Raw genomic sequence first — 16864 nt, forward strand, 5'->3', positions numbered from 1 at the left:
TGAACGGGCCCTTAAGGGCCCTCTACATATTCTGCGCTGGACAGATGCAGGTAATGCAGGTGCTTCTCATATTGAGTCACCACATCTGCCTGGATCTGCTCTTCCGTATAACCCATCACATCATAATACTGTCCACCGTGTTCGAGGAAGACTTCAACCCGGAAGTAATTATTTTGTGACTCATCCTCAGCTTCTGCCTGAGTTTGATGGGTCACAGGCAGCGTAAAGGCACGGATCCGCAAGCCATAGACAAAGGTCTGCACCTCTTCATTTTCGATGACCAGCCTCACCCTGTCTTCATCGTACTGGAGATCGGCATTGATACCGCGGGATAAAAATCCCTGAGAGACCTTGGACAACGCAGGTGTCGCCACGTTGTCGACAAAACGCCGCGCCTGCTCGTAGGAGGGATGCGACACCAACACATCTATCCTGTCTTCCCAGGACACGCTGGTTCTGGCGTACTGCACACTGGTGGTATGCAGCTGCACACTGTTGATTTTGAGCCAGTCATCCTGCAACGCCTTGAACAGGCCAAAGCAGATAAGCAGCATCACCAACAAGAACGGCATGGCACTGGCAATCGCCGCCGTTTGCAGCGCCTGCAAGCCACCGGCGAGCAGTAGTACAGAAGCCACTACCCCCTGCATCAGGGCCCAGAAAATCCGCTGCCATACAGGTGCGCCGGCATCACCGCCAGAGGTCAGATTATCGATCACCAAAGAGCCTGAGTCCGACGAAGTCACAAAGAAGGTCACCACCAGACACACGGCGATAATGGACAGCAGATTAGACAGCGGCAAATGCTCAAAGAAAGTAAACAGGGCAACCGACACATCGGTGGAAACCGCCGTTGCCAGATATTCAGCGCCATGATTCATGATGGCATCAATCGCCGAGTTACCGAAAACCGTCATCCACAGGAAGGTGAACCCACTGGGAACAAACAAAATCCCTACCAGAAACTCACGAATGGTACGGCCACGGGAGACCCGGGCGATAAAGGTACCCACAAAAGGTGACCAGGAGATCCACCAGCCCCAGTAAAGCAGAGTCCAGCCGCCGAGCCAGTCATTCTTCTGCTCGTAGGCATAGAGGTTAAAGGTCTTGCTCACCAGCTCACTCAGGTAACTACCGGTGTTTTGCACAAAAGACTGCAGCAGAGCGACTGTAGGCCCAAACAGCAGCACTATCATCATCAGCAAAAAAGCCAGCCCGAGGTTGAGCTCACTTAAGCGCTTTACGCCCTTATCCAAGCCGGAAAACACAGAGCCGGTGGCGATAAGAGTAATACCTATGATCAGTGCTACCTGCACCCCGGTATTGATAGGGAATATATCACCCAACAGATAATTAAGCCCAGAGTTAACCTGCAATACCCCGAAACCCAAAGAGGTAGCCACACCAAACATGGTACCCAATACGGCAAAAGTGTCGACGCAATGGCCTATGGGGCCATAAATACGTTCGCCAATCAAAGGATAAAGTGCGCTTCGTGGCAGCAGTGGCAACTTATGCCGATAACTGAAGTAGGCCAGACTCAAGGCCACTACCGCATAGATGGCCCAGGCGTGAATGCCCCAGTGAAAGAAGGTGATCTTCATCGCCTCTTTGGCGGCTTCAACTGTATGGGGATCGGCGTCAGGCGGCGCCAGATAATGCATCACTGGCTCACCGACCCCAAAGAACATCAAGCCTATTCCCATACCGGCAGAGAACAGCATGGCAATCCAGCTCTTGTAGCTGTAATCCGGCTCGGCATGATCCGGCCCAAGTTTGATATCACCGAAGCGACTCACCATCACAAAGATGATAAATACCAGAAAAATCGCCACGCCCATGATGTAGAGCCAACCCGCCTTTAGCTCCAGCCAGGATTGAGCTGCCTTGAACAATTCCTGTGCCTCATTCGGCCAAACCGCGCCGACAAACACCAGAATAGCGATACAGATCAGTGATGAAAAAAACACCGGAGGATTAATACTCGACTTAATCAAATTTTGCGCTCCTTTTTACGGATAAATAGCGCCACTTACGAGCAAGTTCCTAAATTATAGCGGAACTCGGCCGGGGACAACGCTTATCCAAAGCCACACCAAAAGCTTATAGGGTGTTTATGTGCAGTGTGTGACACCCTTCCGCGGACAAGCTCTCGGCTTGATAAAAATGGAAGAAATAGGACCCACCGGGATCAATGTGTTGGCGGGACAGACAAGATTACCGTGGCATATTGAATGGCAATCGACTCAGACACAAACTGCTACTTTTGGCAACAATCGGCGCTGATTATACACAAAAATGAATAAAATGGGGAATCTATAGCAACTCCCGCTCAAAGAATCATCACTTTAATCCTTCACGACCTTGGGTGTTTGCGAAATACCCGCTGTCAGATTAAAACGCATCGCCTCCTCGAATGACCAATCCACCATGATCAAATCCTCTCGCTTGACCAGGCTGGTAACTCCGGCCATCTGATAGGAGAGTTGAAACAGCACAGGCACCCAGTCCCCTTCGGGCAAGGCATCGAGCAGCGGCTGAGGTGGCTTGTCTGTCATGATAAAGCCAACCACAAAACCGCCGTTGGCCTGACGCACCAATACCGTCTGCTGCGACTTGGGCTTACTGCCATCACGGTTCATCAAAGAAGCGATATCGCGGATACTGCCATAGACAGACTTGAACAGAGGAAAGCGCATCAACTGCCGTTCAATCCAGCTCCAGAGCCAGACGATGGGGCTGACAGAAAACAGTAACCCGGCAATAAACACCAAGGCTGTGACCAATATAAAACCGGCTCCGGTAAATACAGTGTCCATGCCCAGCAAAGAAAAGAGTAACTTGCCCAGGCTGTCGAGAGATTCAAACAGGGACCAGAACAGCCAGAGACTAAGCGCCATGGGCAGCAGATTAAGCAAGCCGCGGATCAGGGTTTGTTTCATTGAATTCCTCTTGATATTTAAAACTGTATAAGGCACAGGACAGAGGCTCAAAGGAAGGTTTCTCGGCTGCCCCTTCCCCAACAGGCGCTCAACTCTGTATCCTGACAGAGACGCAAATCGATAGCAAAATGTTGTGCATTACCCCGAAAGGCCGCAGGGTCTCTCGGGCGCGATAAGGAGAATAACAGCATGCGCGTAACCCGACTGGACCACCTGGTGTTGACCGTCCGCGACATAGAGCAGAGTGTCGCCTTCTACCAAAAATTGGGCATGAAACGCCAAACCTTTGCCGATAACAGAACGGCGCTGCAATTTGGCGATCAGAAAATCAACCTGCACCAACTTGGCCGCGAATATTACCCCAATGCCGCCAAAGCCCAAAGTGGTTCGGCGGACTTGTGTTTTATCACCTGTGGTTCACTCATGGATACTATGGCACATCTCAGTGCCGTGGGAATTGACATCGAAGAAGGTCCCGTCGCCCGTACCGGCGCCACAGGCCCGATAGATTCAGTCTATATTCGCGATCCTGACGGTAACCTGATCGAGCTGGCAGAATATCGCGTTGACTAGGCTGCGTTTTGACTAAGCAGGGGTTGACCAAGAGCTCCGTTGACTAAGTGCTCTGTTGACCGCGCGGTGCAGCCTACCGGGCTGCACCGCCCCAAACAGCGACAAAAAAGCCGCTTGAATGTAAGCGGCTTTCACAGAGTCTTCCGGATAAGAGCTTACAGCTCTTTTTCCATCTCCTCGTAGGAGACATGACGTACGTCTTTGCCTTTTACGTAATAAATCACGTACTCACAGATGTTTTTGCAGCGGTCCCCTACCCGTTCAACTGCACGGGCAGCCCAGAGCACATCCAGCACGCCGGGGATAGAGCGGGGGTCTTCCATCATATAAGTCATCAGTTGGCGAATGATGCCTTCATATTCCTTGTCCAACTTGGCATCTTCCTTATGCAGCTCCAACGCCGACTCGGCGTCCATCCGCGCCAGCGCATCCAGGGTCGAATTCAACATGCGGGTGGCATGACGCCCCATGGACTCAATGCTGACCAGCAGCGGCTGCTGATTATTGCTGCGCTTCTCCTGTGCCGCCTTGGCGATACGCACACAGGCATCGCCGATGCGCTCAAGATCGGCAATCGTCTTGGAGATGGCTATCACCAGACGCAAGTCGCTGGCCGCCGGCTGGCGCTTGGCAATGATGCGAGTACACTCTTCATCTATCATCACCTCCATGCCGTTGACCTTGTGATCGCCCTCGATCACCTTCTGCGCCAACTCGGTATCCAGGCTGCCCAGGGCATCCAGCGCCTGTTCCAACTGCCGCTCCACCATACCGCCCATGGCCAGCACCCGGTTGCGGATATCTTCCAGCTCGGCATTGAACTGGCCTGAGATATGTTTATTCAGGTTCTTGTTTTCCATTTGCTTCCCCTTGCTCGGACGCAGCGTTTATCAACCGTAGCGGCCGGTAATATAATCTTCGGTCTTACTCTGTTTTGGCGTGGTAAAGATAGTGTTGGTATCCGAGTACTCGATCAGCTCGCCCATATACATAAAGGCAGTCTGATCCGATACCCTGGCCGCCTGCTGCATGTTGTGCGTCACTATCACCACTGTGTACTTGGACTTGAGCTCGGTGATCAGCTCTTCGATAGTCAGGGTCGAGATAGGATCCAGTGCCGAAGTTGGCTCATCGAGCAGCAAGACTTCAGGCTCAATGGCTATCGCCCGGGCAATCACCAGACGCTGCTGCTGACCACCGGATAGCCCGAAGGCGTTGTCATGCAATCTGTCTTTCACCTCGTCCCAGATGGCGGCGCCGCGCAGTGAACGTTCACAGGCCTCATCCAGCTCACGGCGGTTACTCACGCCCTGCAGGCGCAGGCCATAGACGACATTTTCATAAATGGACTTGGGGAAAGGATTGGGACGCTGGAACACCATGCCCACATTGCGTCTCAGCGCCGCGACATCGACTTTCTTGTCGTAGATATTTTGGCCATGGAGCAAAATCTCCCCGTCGATATGGCAGTTATCCACCAGATCGTTCATCCGGTTGATACAGCGCAGCAAGGTGGACTTACCGCAACCACTGGGGCCGATGAAGGCGGTGACCTTCTTCTTGGGGATCTTCATGGAAACATCAAACAGCGCCTGCTTGTCACCATAGCGCAAATCCAGGTTACGGATCTCCAGCGCCGTCTCTTCGGCAGGCAGGTTCGCCAGATCCAGCGTCTCAGTATTCATTACCGATGAGTCTATCGAAATCATATTCTGTCCTATCACTTCAGGATAATCGTCAATTAGTGTTCAAGCGAGCGGTACTTTTCACGCAGATGGTTGCGCACGCTGATAGCCGTCAGGTTGAGTGCCACGATCACAGAGACCAAAAGGAACGAGGTGGCATAGACCAAAGGCCTGGCAGCTTCTACGTTGGGGCTCTGGAAACCGACATCATAAATATGGAACCCGAGGTGCATGAACTTACGCTCAAGATGCACGAAGGGGAAATTCATATCCACAGGCAAGGTAGGCGCCAACTTGACCACCCCCACCAGCATCAAGGGTGCCACTTCGCCGGCGGCGCGGGCAACAGCCAGAATAAGCCCTGTCATAATCGCCGGGCTGGCCATGGGGATAATAATCCGCCACAGGGTTTCGGCCTTGGTGGCCCCCAGTGCCAGGCTGCCTTGACGCACTGAGCTTGGAATACGTGACAAGCCTTCTTCGGTGGAAACTATCACCACAGGCAGGGTCAGAATCGCCAAAGTCAGTGCCGACCAGATAACCCCGGGAGAGCCAAAGGTGGGCGACGGCAACGCCTCTGGATAGAACAGCTGATCCAGCGAGCCCCCCAACATATAGACAAAGAAGCCCAGACCAAACACCCCGTACACAATCGAAGGCACACCGGCGAGGTTGATCACCGCGATACGTATCATCTTGGTGATCGGCCCTTTCTTGGCGTATTCGTGCAGATAGATGGCGGCCACCACACCGAATGGTGTCACTATCACGGCCATCAACAACACCATGAATACTGTGCCGAAAATCGCCGGAAACACCCCGCCCTCTGTGTTGGCTTCGCGGGGATCGTCACTGATAAAGCGTCCCAGACCAACAAACCAGTGGCCAACCTTGTCGATAAAGCCCATGCGGTTGACATAGCTGACATCGAGCACCGAATCCAAGCTGAGGGTCACTTCTTCGCCGCGCATGTCGCGTACTATCACAGAGTCGCGCCCGGCTTGCTCACGCAGAGAAAACAGCTGCTTTTCCAACCCTTGATAATGCTGATCCAGTTGTTGACGCTTGGACTCAAGCTCGGCCTTGCGCTCAGGCGTCAGGGCATTGTCAAGCTCATAGCCACGCTCTTTAAGGCGCAGACGTTCGAGCTCATAGTTAACCGCGCCTATATCCTGCTTCTGCAGTGTCATCGCCTGATCGGCCAGGTCCACTGCGCGCTCGATATGCTCCTCGAGTGAGTTCTGCACATCGCCGCCGAGCTCCAGCCGCTGGCCCTTCTCAATCACGGCCACAGGGTAGCCGTAGAAGTTACCGTTCTTGGTACGCTCTATCATGGCCAAGCCTTCCGGGGTGGAGCGCGACACAATATCTGTCTCCAGAATCCAGCGGAAATCCAGGCCGACAAACTCACGGTTACCCGTCTTGACCAGATAACGGGTCACAAACTCACCCGGCTCTGAGTTGAAGTGATAACCGGCGGATTTCAACCGCTCGGTCGGCACTTCTTCTCTGTCGTACAGCTCTCCTATCAGGGTGTAGCGCTGGCCTTTGTCATCCTGCATCTCCCACTGATAGATATCCGCGGGCCAGAAATAGCTCAGGCCACGCCAGGCGATGAGTAACAATAGCCCCAACACCGCAATCAAACTCAGGCTAACGGCGCCCCCTGTCATCCAGATCCAGGGAGAGCCTGATTTAAACCACTTACCCATTGCACAAACCCCTTAAGGTGATTGGCGAAACATCTAGTGTTCTATTCATAATTTATCTCCCGTTACAGTGAGCTGTAGCGGTCGCGCAGACGCTGACGTACCACTTCGGCCACAGTGTTGAACAGGAAGGTAAAGATAAAGAGCACAAAGGCTGCGAGGAACAATACCCGGTAATGGGAGCTGCCGATGGCCGACTCCGGCATTTCCACCGCGATATTGGCCGCCAGGGTCCGCATCCCTTCAAACACGCTCCACTCCATGATGGCGGTGTTCCCCGTGGCCATGAGTACAATCATGGTTTCACCCACGGCGCGGCCAAGGCCCATCATGACTGCCGAGAATATCCCCGGGCTTGCGGTCAGCAGCACTACCCGGGTCAGGGTCTGCCAGGGGGTCGCTCCCAAGGCCAGGCTGCCGTTCGACAGGTGACGCGGCACAGAGAAGATGGCGTCTTCGGCAATGGAGAAGATGGTTGGAATGACGGCAAAGCCCATGGCAATTCCCACCACCAGCGCATTACGCTGATCGAAGGTGATCCCCAGCTCATTGGTGATGAACTGGCGGGTGTCGCCGTGGAAGAAGGCCACTTCGATTGCCGGGCTGATGGTAAAAGAGAACCAACCGACAAAACAGATAACCGGGATCAGCATCAGTTCCTGATAGGTTTCCGGCAGTATCGCCTTGATGCGACCCGGCAGCTTGGACCAGGCATAGGCACTGGTCACTATGCTTATCGGCAACAGCAGCAGCAAGGCCAGAATGCCGGGCAGATGCTCTTCAATCAGCGGTGCCAGCCAGAGACCGGCCAGGAAACCGAGGATCACTGTGGGCAGGGCTTCCATGATTTCAATGGTAGGCTTGACTATGCTGCGCACCTTGGGCGACATGAAATAGGCGGTATAGATGGCGCCGGCAATCGCCAGAGGAACGGCAAACAGCATGGCATAGAACGCCGCCTTGAGCGTACCGAATGCCAGCGGCATCAGGCTGAGCTTGGCTTCAAAATCATCCGAGCCGGAAGTGGACTGCCAGACAAACTGCGGCTCAGGGTAACCTTCATACCATACCTTGTTCCACAGGGCGCTCCAGGAAACTTCCGGGTGGTCGTTATCAACCGCGTACAGGTGCAGCTTGCTACCATCTTCAATGATTAAGGCATTGGAGCGGGGGCTGAAGCCCATAACACCCGGCGCCTTGAGATCGAACTTCTTGTCGAACAGCTCGCGCTCACTCGTGGTGTAAAGCAAAGACAGTTCACCCTCGGGGCTTACTGTGGCAAAGCTCTTACGGTAGAACTCAGAGGCTATGGTGTCCACCTTACCCAAACCGCTAAACTCGCGGATCTCCTGATAGACACGTCCGCGGTCGCTGGCCACCTGAAAATACTGGGCCACCACACCGCTGTCGTAGCCTACCAGCAGTGAACTGGCGCCCGCCAGCAGGCTCAAACTGGTGACCTTGGCCTTGGCTTTCTCGACATCTATCACCTGTTGCAGCGAGATTTCATCCACATATTGAATGTTGTAGACAAAAATTTTGCTGCCGGACTGCAGCAGCAGTTGGCGCTGATCCGGGGTCATGAGTTGATGTTCAGTACGGGAAGGCGCATCCGGCAGTGGCATGGTTTGTGTGTTCCACTCCACTTCCTCTGTCATCATGTTCTCTTCGCCGACCATCTTGGTCAGCTGCCAGCGATTCTGGCTGTCCTGGTAGGCAAAGCTCATGCTCTCCGAGCTATAGCCGAAGGCGAGATTCTTGAGTGGCGAGCCATCCTCGGCAACCGTCAGTGCCGACTCCCCCAGTGGATACTTAACCTTGGGAGTGATCAGGCGCTGGTTATTGGGATAGCTGACACCAAACTCGACCCCGGCCAATAAGAGTTGACCGTTATCCAGTCCGAGGGCAAACAACTGCTGGCTTGGGGCACTGACTGCGCTGCTGACCACTTTGCTCGAATCTGGCACAGGCAGTTTCACCTGTTGGTGCTGCTGTTCGCCTTTGACCCTGAAGAAATCCACCACGCCTTGGTCACCGACCCGATAGAGCAGTTCATTTTGCTCGTCACTGCCCACCATCAGCGTCTTGTCTGAACTGGCCGGCAGGCTCACTTCGGTGACGGGTTCAACACTGGCGCCGTCAAACACCGGCTTAATCACGTAAAGCAGATAGAAAAAGATCAACAAAAGGGCGACGAACACCATGGTTCCGCCCACTGTTACCCCTATCTGCGCGGCCTTATCCTTGAAGGCTCTGCGGCCGGAGCCCTTGCTCACCAACAGATCTTTCGACGCAGAAGCAGGCTGAATGACCTGACTTTCCATTAAGAACCTCTATTATTAATAGCTGTTAGGCTTTTTTACCGAATTAACCGTACGTTATTGCGTTTCGGCCAACCCAGGTAAGACCATCTCTTATCGAGTGGCTGGGATTATATGACGCAAAAATGACAATAGTGTTACATAGCTTTTTTTAACATTATTCAGGAGTCTGTCTACCATGCTTCGTTACCTTATCACACTGCAAGTCCCTGACAGAAAAGGATTGGTTGAGCAGATTGCCCATGCGGTCAGCCGCCACGGCGGCAATTGGCTCGACTCGGAATTACGTCATATAGACGGGATTTTTGCCGCTATTTTGCTGCTTGAGGTTCCCAGCGAACACTGGGATGACCTGCTCGATGCCCTGGAGTGCATAGATGGTATGGCGCTCACCAGTGCCAGGGCCGGCCAGCAGCAGAAATATATCAAACGCCTGAGTTTTAACCTGGTGGCCTACGACAGGCCCGGGCTGGTGCTGGACATTTCCAACAGGATCAATGCCCTGGGCATCAATATCGAGCAATTCAGCAGCAAGTTTGAAACCGCGGGCCATACCGGCATCGCCCTGTTTCGGGCCACCATCAGCCTGGGATTGACCGACCCTATGCAGGAGGAGCGCCTGACCGAATCCCTCTACTGCATAGGTGATGATCTGGTACTGGATAAGCTGAATCTGACCTGAGCCCGATACCGCAGCTACCCGACCTCTGACTCTTGAGTGCCTGCAAAAGCAGCAACCGATGTGCAATCGATAATTCCTGTTAGGAAAACTGATACACTGGCGAAAATCACAAGAACAGAGTTTTGTCGTTATGCTTGGAACACTGGATAAGATGGCCGTCGCCCTAGACGAGAACCATCTGGCACAATACACCCTCAGAGTGGCTGAACAGCGCCTGGCGTTGAACCCTTTGATAGGCAAGAGTTTAACCCTGAGTCACACGGGTAACATCTTCTGCTGCAACTGCGGTAAGAAGACCAAGAAGAGTTACTCCCAGGGCCACTGTTATGTCTGTATGCAGAAACTCGCCAGCTGCGATCTCTGCGTGATGAAACCGGAAACCTGCCACTATGATCAGGGAACCTGCCGCGAACCCGAATGGGGTGACACCCATTGCATGGTGCCCCACTATGTTTACCTGTCCAATACCTCGGGAATAAAGGTCGGCATTACCCGCCACACCCAGTTGCCCACCCGCTGGCTGGATCAGGGAGCCACCCAGGGGCTGCCGATATTCAAGGTCAGCAGCAGGCAGCTTTCCGGCCTTATCGAAGTCGAACTGGCCAAACTGATTGCCGACAAGACCAACTGGCAGGCGATGCTCAAGGGCAACAACAACGAGATAGATCTCAAGGCCAAGGCCGAAACGCTATTGCCGAGTATCGAAACCCGCTTGCACGAGCTGGCAATGAGCCGCGGTGATTACAAGATAGAGAGATTGACCGAGACAGAGACGCAAATTCACTACCCGGTCAGTGAGTTTCCCAAGAAGATCAAGTCCCATAACTTTGATAAAGAAGCCGTTGTCAGCGGCACTCTGATGGGCATCAAGGGGCAGTACCTGCTTTTCGATACCGGAGTAATCAATATCCGCAAATTTACCTCTTATGAAGTGGAAGTCAGCTACTGATTTTTTAATTTGAGCAAACAAACGGCGCCGCTGGAATGGGCGCCGTTTGATTGCTCAGTACCTTTGGTGCTTGCCAGTACCCCAGAGGCTGCCTATGATGGCCGCCAATAACGCCCTTACACAGAGACAGAGCAGAATATGGCCACAGACTCCATGATGGGATCCCAGACTATCGCCGCCCAGACCCAGGCTTGGGTCAAGGAGGTGATCATGAAGTACAACATCTGCCCCTTCGCCAGACGGGAAGTCGAGCGCGACTCGATTCGTTACACAGTTTGCGAAGAAAGCCGCATGGATACTGCCTTGCAGGCGTTGCTGGACGAGTGCCAATATCTGGATGAGCACCCACAAGCGGAAACCAGCCTGTTCATTCTGCCGAGGGGCTTTGAAGGCTTTCACCTCTATCTGGATCTGTTGGCCTTTGCCGAGCAGCTGTTATTCGAAGAAGGTTATGAAGGGGTTTACCAGTTGGCCAGCTTTCACCCCGACTATTGTTTCGAAGGGGAGGCCCAGGATGATGCCGCCAACTATACCAACAGAGCGCCCTATCCAACTCTGCACATCATACGTGAAGCCAGTATGGAACAGGCCCTGGCCGAATATGATGATCCTGAGTCGATTCCCGAGCGCAACATCGCCTTTGCCCGCCGCAAGGGCAGCGAATTCTTCGCCAAACTGCTGCAAAACTGCCTGAGCCGCAAGCCATGAGTGGTAAAGAATAAATGCCCAGGGGTACCGTTTCGGCCAAATTGCACAAATAAGCCGAAACGGTGATCCTGGAAGATAATTACCGACGACCGAAATCTATCAGAGTGTTGCGATAAAGCTCAAGCAAAGCCTCATCGCGTACCCCTACCCCAACACTCTGCGGCGGCATATCACTCCAATCATCGTGGGGATGGCGCCGCTCATAGGTTTTCTGCATTGTGTGACCAATGGCCGGTCCGGAGCAAACCACCCGTACAGGCCCCTTTCTCAGGGTAAACAGACTGGGGTCAATCACATAGGCAATGGCCGAGGGGTCATGCACGTGGCAGCCGGAAATCCCCAGGCTACGCTGGTAAAAGTCGAGATAGAAACGGCTTATCTGGTGAATAAAGCGTCCCGGCTCACCGGCTTCATCGCGCAGCTTATCCAGATACTCGGGCGTAAAGAAACTCTCATGGGTCACATCCAGACCGATAATCACCACGGGCCAGTCGGCGGTAAATACGATATCGGCCGCTTCAGGATCATCATGGATATTGGCTTCGGCGAAAGGACTGACATTGCCCTGATGGCCATTAACCCCGAAGGCTCCACCCATGACCACCACTTCCTTTACCAATTTGGTGATCCCGGGTTCATGCTGCAGTGCCAGTGCCAGATTGGTCAGAGGCCCAACAGCCACCAGAGTGATCTCCCCCGGTTGCGCCTTGAGCTGCTCGACAATATATTGCCAAGCCGGACGGGGATCGGCGCTCAGACTGACATCGGCGGCATTGACTTGCAGATCGCCAAAACCGGTTTCACCATGAACTATAGTGGTAGGGCCAACAGGAGGGCGCGACAACGGCTTATCCGCTCCCATGGACACGTCTGCCTTCATGCCATATTTCTGTTTCAGATACAGTGCATTACTAGTGCTGTTTTCAATGGTGGCGTTGCCAAATATTGTGGTGATACCGATAAGATCCACAGCTGCATGGCCTTCGGCAAACAGAATTGCCATAGCATCATCAATACCGGGATCTGTATCCAGGATAATTTTCTTCGTCACAATCCAGCTTCCTTTGCGATGTTATTGATATTATCTGTGCCACAACCAACCGGTAGCACCGAGCCATTCTAGCGCCAAATCTGGCGCTATGCGCTCCATAATGCCACGCGAAATAGCAAAAACGGTAGAGAAAGAACAGTATCTGTTCACTTAAGGTAATCACTACCCTATTTGGCTCTCATCCGGATAAGCTTGAAAGTCCTTGTAAGCAGCGAAACACGCAATAAAGAAACAAGAACTACCGCGATATTACGGGCAATTATTACTTTGCAGACAAACGCCTACAGCAAAAATGCTGTTATTGACAGCCGCGACCAAATAGGACTTTAGTCTGATATCAGCAACAACCACCTTCCATTAACATCAATACATCAAAACAACAACAAGAGGTGTCCCATGAATGCTGTGCTGTTGATGTTAATGGGCCTGGGCGCGATGGCGGCCGGCTATTTTGTCTATTCAAAATTCATCTGCGAAAAAATCTTCAAAGTCGATCCCAACTTCGTGACACCTGCACATGAGATGCAGGATGGTATCGACTATGTGCCCACCAATAAATATGTGCTTTGGGGCCACCACTTCACCTCAGTGGCCGGAGCTGCGCCGATTATCGGCCCGGCCATTGCCGTTATCTGGGGCTGGGTGCCGGCCTTCCTCTGGGTGGTGTTCGGCACCATCTTCTTTGCCGGGGTGCACGATGCCGGCGCCATCTGGGCCAGTAACCGCAACAAAGCCAAATCCATAGGTGCGGTCACGGGTGATGTTATCGGCGAGCGGGCCCGCAGCATCTTTATGGTGGTGATATTTTTAGTGTTGCTCATGGTTAACGCCGTGTTTGCCGTTGTCATTGCCAAGCAGCTGATCAACTTCCCCAGCGCCACCCTGCCGGTTTGGGGCGCCATTGTGGTGGCTCTCATCATAGGTCAGCTAATCTACCGCCGTCTTATCAACCTCTTGGTGGTGTCCATTATCGGCGTGGCGGCACTGTACGCACTCATTTATATCGGCCCGTCCATGCCGCTGGCATTGCCGGAAACCCTGGGGCCGCTGTCGGATAACCAGAGCTGGATCATCCTGCTGTTTGTCTATGCCGCCATCGCCTCGCTGCTGCCGGTATGGATGCTGCTGCAACCGCGGGACTATATCAATGGTATTCAGCTGTTTATCGGCTTAGGCTTGCTCTACGGCGCCGTGCTTCTGGGCGCGCCTGATATAGTGGCGCCGGCCTTTAATACCGATGTACCCGAAGGCACTCCATCCTTGGTGCCGCTGCTGTTCGTCACCATTGCCTGCGGTGCGATTTCCGGCTTCCACGGCCTGGTTTCCAGCGGAACCACCTCAAAACAACTGGATAAAGAGCCGGATGTGCGTTTTGTCGGCTACTTTGGCGCCATAGGCGAAGGCTCTCTGGCACTGGCCGCCATCATAGCCGCCACTGCGGGTTTTGCGACTCTGGCCGACTGGCAGGCCATCTATCACGCCTTTGGTCAAGGGGGCGTCAGTGCCTTTATCAAGGGCGGAGCCAATATCCTCGAATCCGGGATAGGCATGGATGAAACCATGGCGCAAACCCTGCTGACAGTAATGGTAGTGCTGTTTGCCGGTACCACTATGGACACAGGCTTACGGCTACAGCGTTACATCTTCCAGGAATGGGGCAGCATCTATAACCTCAACTGGATGCAAAATGGCGCCGTCGCCACTCTGCTGGCCGTGGGTACCTGCTTGCTGCTGGCCTTCGGTGCCGGCGGTGACGGCTCGGGTGGCATGCTGATCTGGCCGCTGTTTGGCACCACCAACCAGTTGCTGGCTGGCCTGACACTGCTGGTAATCACAGTGATGCTGGTGAAACTGGGTCGCCCCATGTGGTATACCCTGGCTCCGCTTATCTTCCTGCTGGTGATGACCACCATGGGCCTACTTATTCAGCTCAAGGGCTTCTACGACAAGCAGGATTGGTTCCTGTTCACTCTGGACTTGGTGGTACTGATCGCCGCCATAGTCATTTCACTGGAGTGCAGTGCCACGTTGAGCCGCTCGCTCAAGGCGCGTAAAACCGCAGCGGAGAACGACTGATGAAGCTGGCGAAGATCAAGGCATTGGTCAAAGACCTGAGCCACCTGGCGGAAGAGGCGTATAACGCCCCTTTTCGCTCGGCAGTCGCCCGCGCCCGCAGGGAGCAGGACGATCTCTTTATGCTGCTGATCTTCTCCGAAATGATGGGGGTACCCAACCCGGCCAGTTACTACACTCTGGAGCTGCAGCCCTTGATGCTGGAAAAGTTCCATGACTGGCACCTGCGTATGGGTATGCCCCACTCACCGCTGGATCAGTTCAGATGCTGTTGAAACAAGATGTTAATTAAGGACGGGCTATGGCGCAGCTGACCGACAAACGTATTCTGTGGGTGGGTGGCAAAGGCGGTGTCGGCAAGACCACTGTCTCCTCCTCACTGGCCCTGTTGGCGGCCGGACGCGGCAAGAAAGTCCTTTTGGTGTCCACAGATCCGGCCCACAGCCTGAGCGATGCCTTTGCCAAGCAGATAGGCGATCACTACACCCGGCTGGCACCCAATCTGGATGCACTGGAAATCGACCCGGATGAGGAAGTGCGCCAACATCTCGACCGGGTCAGCCAACAGTTGAAAAGTTTTACCCGCCCGGAGATGTTTGCTGAAATTGAGCGGCAGATGCGTCTCACCCGACAGTCTCCCGGTGCCCAGGAAGCCGCCTTGCTGGAGCGGATTGCCAAGACCCTGGAAAGCGGCCTCGGTGAATACGATCTGATCATTTTTGATACCGCGCCCACCGGCCATACGCTTAGGCTACTGAGCCTTCCTGAGGCGATGGCCGCCTGGACCCAAGGTATGCTGAGCGCCAATCAGAAATCAGAAAAGCTCGGCGCCATGCTGTCGCATCTGACACCCGGGCGGGGCCGTGATGTCGATAACCCCTTCGACGATCCGGCCGAGCACGCCACAGCCGGAATGGCGCCGCGCAACAAGGCCATAGCAGAAACCTTACTGGCCCGCCAACGGCTGCTGCAGCGCACCCGTGAGCTGATTAAAGATCCGCAGCAAACAGGGCTGCTGTTTGTCCTGACCGCAGAAAAGCTGCCTATTCTGGAAACCCGCCGCGCCGTGGCCAGTTTGCAGGCCGAGCAGTTACCGCTGGCAGGTTTGGTAATCAATCGGTTGCTGCCACCCGAAGCCGACGGCAGCTTTCTTGCCAAACGCCGTCAGCAGGAAGCCGTGCACCTCGAAGAGATAGACGCAAACTTTAGCAAACTGCGCCGCTTTCGACTGCCACTCAAGGAAACCGATATCCAGGGCCTGAGCGGCCTTGAACAGATGGCGACCGAACTGGCCAAAGCCGGGCTGTAAATTCTCTTATTTGTTCAACCAAACTTGCCTCCAAAGCTTTGCCTGTTCCCTTTCCTAAATCGAGAATTTCTATTGGCAACAGATGATGGTTAATTTATGAAGAAATCCACAAAGAAAAAACACTAACAAACTAAATAACTGCTCCAAAAGTAGATCACTGAACCGATATCGTCTCCAAGTAGTAACTTGACGCAGTTAGAACACCAGCCTAATGAGGTGGGCTTCAGGATCACATATCCGGAAACTCTTGCGCCACAATAGTTCAGCAAGATGCAGCACAAATAGGATCAGTTATTTAGTATTAAAGTTAATCCAATGGAAATAAATAAAAACCCTAAAAATAAACCTTTTGTGTTCGTTCTAAAATCTAGTTTATGCCTAAAGCCTATTATAGTTAAACCTACCACTACAAACCCGATTAAAATAAATTTTAACATCTTATATCCTGCTGAGGAGAGTCCTCCTCCGCTAACTAATTTAATCGTTGCATTACTGAGAATAAGCGTTTCCTTTCGTGATAGAACCCACCGCGAATTCAACTTCAGCAGTAATCATATTAATTTAAAAACAACTTTACAATAACAAAAAGAATAAAACCAAGCCAAGAAAATGCTACCACAAAAATGATTAACTTAAAAATTATGCTCAACCCAAATGAATCCACCAAAGCGTACTCTGTAGGGAATAGATCTTCTACCTTCACTTTACTTAACCACTTCATTTCCACCTCCAACACTCAATAATGTATGACATGTAAACTCTGGCTAAAACAATTACTAATATTACCAATAAAAACAACCTATGAAATAATGGATAACAACGACAGCTAACATTAACTTTTTCAAAAACTGAAATATCGCAA

General features: G+C 53.0%; 14 protein-coding genes. 7 read left to right on the forward strand and 7 right to left on the reverse strand.

What is annotated here, in order from left to right; genetic code table 11:
- Positions 1 to 11: 11 nt before the first annotated feature.
- Together CX650_RS18340 and CX650_RS18345 are read right to left on the reverse strand one after the other, a co-directional pair.
- Complete coding sequence (locus CX650_RS18340) at positions 12 to 1997, reverse strand: BCCT family transporter (protein ID WP_101096661.1); 1986 nt, start codon at positions 1995 to 1997, stop codon at positions 12 to 14.
- A gap of 351 nt (positions 1998 to 2348) precedes the next feature.
- Entirely contained in the window at positions 2349 to 2942 is a 594-nt protein-coding gene (locus CX650_RS18345; RefSeq protein ID WP_101096662.1) for a DUF502 domain-containing protein, read from the reverse strand.
- A gap of 189 nt (positions 2943 to 3131) precedes the next feature.
- Between CX650_RS18345 and CX650_RS18350 the strand changes: the two genes are divergently transcribed.
- Positions 3132 to 3515: a VOC family protein gene (locus tag CX650_RS18350; RefSeq protein ID WP_101096663.1), complete on the forward strand. Its 384-nt coding sequence runs from the start codon at positions 3132 to 3134 to the stop codon at positions 3513 to 3515.
- A gap of 155 nt (positions 3516 to 3670) precedes the next feature.
- Here the strand turns inward: CX650_RS18350 and phoU are convergent, their stop codons facing one another.
- The 4 genes from phoU to CX650_RS18370 form a co-directional block, all read right to left on the reverse strand.
- Positions 3671 to 4375 carry a phosphate signaling complex protein PhoU gene (gene phoU / locus CX650_RS18355; RefSeq protein ID WP_101096664.1) on the reverse strand — a complete coding sequence of 235 codons (705 nt, stop codon included), beginning with the start codon at positions 4373 to 4375 and terminating at the stop codon, positions 3671 to 3673.
- Between the two features lie 30 nt (positions 4376 to 4405).
- Entirely contained in the window at positions 4406 to 5224 is an 819-nt protein-coding gene (pstB, locus tag CX650_RS18360) for a phosphate ABC transporter ATP-binding protein PstB (RefSeq protein ID WP_025009812.1), read from the reverse strand.
- A gap of 32 nt (positions 5225 to 5256) precedes the next feature.
- The gene (gene pstA, locus CX650_RS18365) at positions 5257 to 6912 is read right to left on the reverse strand and encodes a phosphate ABC transporter permease PstA (RefSeq protein ID WP_101096665.1); all 1656 of its coding nucleotides are present in this window, start codon (positions 6910 to 6912) and stop codon (positions 5257 to 5259) included.
- 62 nt (positions 6913 to 6974) lie between these two features.
- Positions 6975 to 9233, reverse strand: a complete 2259-nt coding sequence (locus CX650_RS18370; protein ID WP_101096666.1) for an ABC transporter permease subunit — start codon at positions 9231 to 9233, stop codon at positions 6975 to 6977.
- Positions 9234 to 9408: 175 nt separating this feature from the next.
- Here CX650_RS18370 and CX650_RS18375 point away from each other — a divergent pair, with 175 nt between their 5' ends.
- From CX650_RS18375 to CX650_RS18385, 3 genes are all read left to right on the forward strand, one after another.
- Entirely contained in the window at positions 9409 to 9912 is a 504-nt protein-coding gene (locus CX650_RS18375) for a glycine cleavage system transcriptional repressor (RefSeq protein WP_101096667.1), read from the forward strand.
- A 130-nt stretch (positions 9913 to 10042) separates the two neighbouring features.
- The gene (locus CX650_RS18380; RefSeq protein ID WP_101096668.1) at positions 10043 to 10861 is read left to right on the forward strand and encodes a DUF2797 domain-containing protein; all 819 of its coding nucleotides are present in this window, start codon (positions 10043 to 10045) and stop codon (positions 10859 to 10861) included.
- Positions 10862 to 10999: 138 nt separating this feature from the next.
- Complete coding sequence (locus CX650_RS18385; RefSeq protein WP_093982697.1) at positions 11000 to 11569, forward strand: DUF1415 domain-containing protein; 570 nt, start codon at positions 11000 to 11002, stop codon at positions 11567 to 11569.
- A 79-nt stretch (positions 11570 to 11648) separates the two neighbouring features.
- Here CX650_RS18385 and CX650_RS18390 read toward each other — a convergent pair whose 3' ends face one another.
- The gene (locus CX650_RS18390) at positions 11649 to 12620 is read right to left on the reverse strand and encodes a nucleoside hydrolase (protein ID WP_101096669.1); all 972 of its coding nucleotides are present in this window, start codon (positions 12618 to 12620) and stop codon (positions 11649 to 11651) included.
- Positions 12621 to 13016: 396 nt separating this feature from the next.
- Here CX650_RS18390 and CX650_RS18395 point away from each other — a divergent pair, with 396 nt between their 5' ends.
- The 3 genes from CX650_RS18395 to CX650_RS18405 are packed head-to-tail and all read left to right on the forward strand — an operon-like array spanning position 13017 to position 16002.
- Positions 13017 to 14696, forward strand: coding sequence for a carbon starvation CstA family protein (locus CX650_RS18395; protein ID WP_039033918.1), 1680 nt, complete (start codon positions 13017 to 13019; stop codon positions 14694 to 14696).
- Positions 14696 to 14968 (forward strand): cory-CC-star protein, encoded by a 273-nt coding sequence (locus tag CX650_RS18400; protein ID WP_025009799.1) that lies wholly within the window; start codon positions 14696 to 14698, stop codon positions 14966 to 14968. The genes CX650_RS18395 and CX650_RS18400 overlap by 1 nt, the downstream gene beginning before the upstream one ends.
- 26 nt (positions 14969 to 14994) lie before the next feature.
- Complete coding sequence (locus CX650_RS18405) at positions 14995 to 16002, forward strand: ArsA family ATPase (RefSeq protein WP_101096670.1); 1008 nt, start codon at positions 14995 to 14997, stop codon at positions 16000 to 16002.
- The last annotated feature ends 862 nt before the right edge of the window (positions 16003 to 16864 follow it).

It is taken from the genome of Shewanella indica (assembly GCF_002836975.1).
Taxonomy (GTDB): Bacteria; Pseudomonadota; Gammaproteobacteria; order Enterobacterales; family Shewanellaceae; genus Shewanella; species Shewanella indica.

What these genes read in the sequence shown, in the direction of transcription:
- CX650_RS18345 (WP_101096662.1), bottom strand. Translation starts at nt 2,942, where the DNA reads ATGAAACAAACCCTGATCCGCGGCTTGCTTAATCTGCTGCCCATGGCG.
- CX650_RS18350 (WP_101096663.1), top strand. Translation starts at nt 3,132, where the DNA reads ATGCGCGTAACCCGACTGGACCACCTGGTGTTGACCGTCCGCGACATA.
- phoU (WP_101096664.1), bottom strand. Translation starts at nt 4,375, where the DNA reads ATGGAAAACAAGAACCTGAATAAACATATCTCAGGCCAGTTCAATGCC.
- pstB (WP_025009812.1), bottom strand. Translation starts at nt 5,224, where the DNA reads ATGATTTCGATAGACTCATCGGTAATGAATACTGAGACGCTGGATCTG.
- pstA (WP_101096665.1), bottom strand. Translation starts at nt 6,912, where the DNA reads ATGGGTAAGTGGTTTAAATCAGGCTCTCCCTGGATCTGGATGACAGGG.
- CX650_RS18370 (WP_101096666.1), bottom strand. Translation starts at nt 9,233, where the DNA reads ATGGAAAGTCAGGTCATTCAGCCTGCTTCTGCGTCGAAAGATCTGTTG.
- CX650_RS18375 (WP_101096667.1), top strand. Translation starts at nt 9,409, where the DNA reads ATGCTTCGTTACCTTATCACACTGCAAGTCCCTGACAGAAAAGGATTG.
- CX650_RS18380 (WP_101096668.1), top strand. Translation starts at nt 10,043, where the DNA reads ATGCTTGGAACACTGGATAAGATGGCCGTCGCCCTAGACGAGAACCAT.
- CX650_RS18385 (WP_093982697.1), top strand. Translation starts at nt 11,000, where the DNA reads ATGGCCACAGACTCCATGATGGGATCCCAGACTATCGCCGCCCAGACC.
- CX650_RS18395 (WP_039033918.1), top strand. Translation starts at nt 13,017, where the DNA reads ATGAATGCTGTGCTGTTGATGTTAATGGGCCTGGGCGCGATGGCGGCC.
- CX650_RS18400 (WP_025009799.1), top strand. Translation starts at nt 14,696, where the DNA reads ATGAAGCTGGCGAAGATCAAGGCATTGGTCAAAGACCTGAGCCACCTG.
- CX650_RS18405 (WP_101096670.1), top strand. Translation starts at nt 14,995, where the DNA reads ATGGCGCAGCTGACCGACAAACGTATTCTGTGGGTGGGTGGCAAAGGC.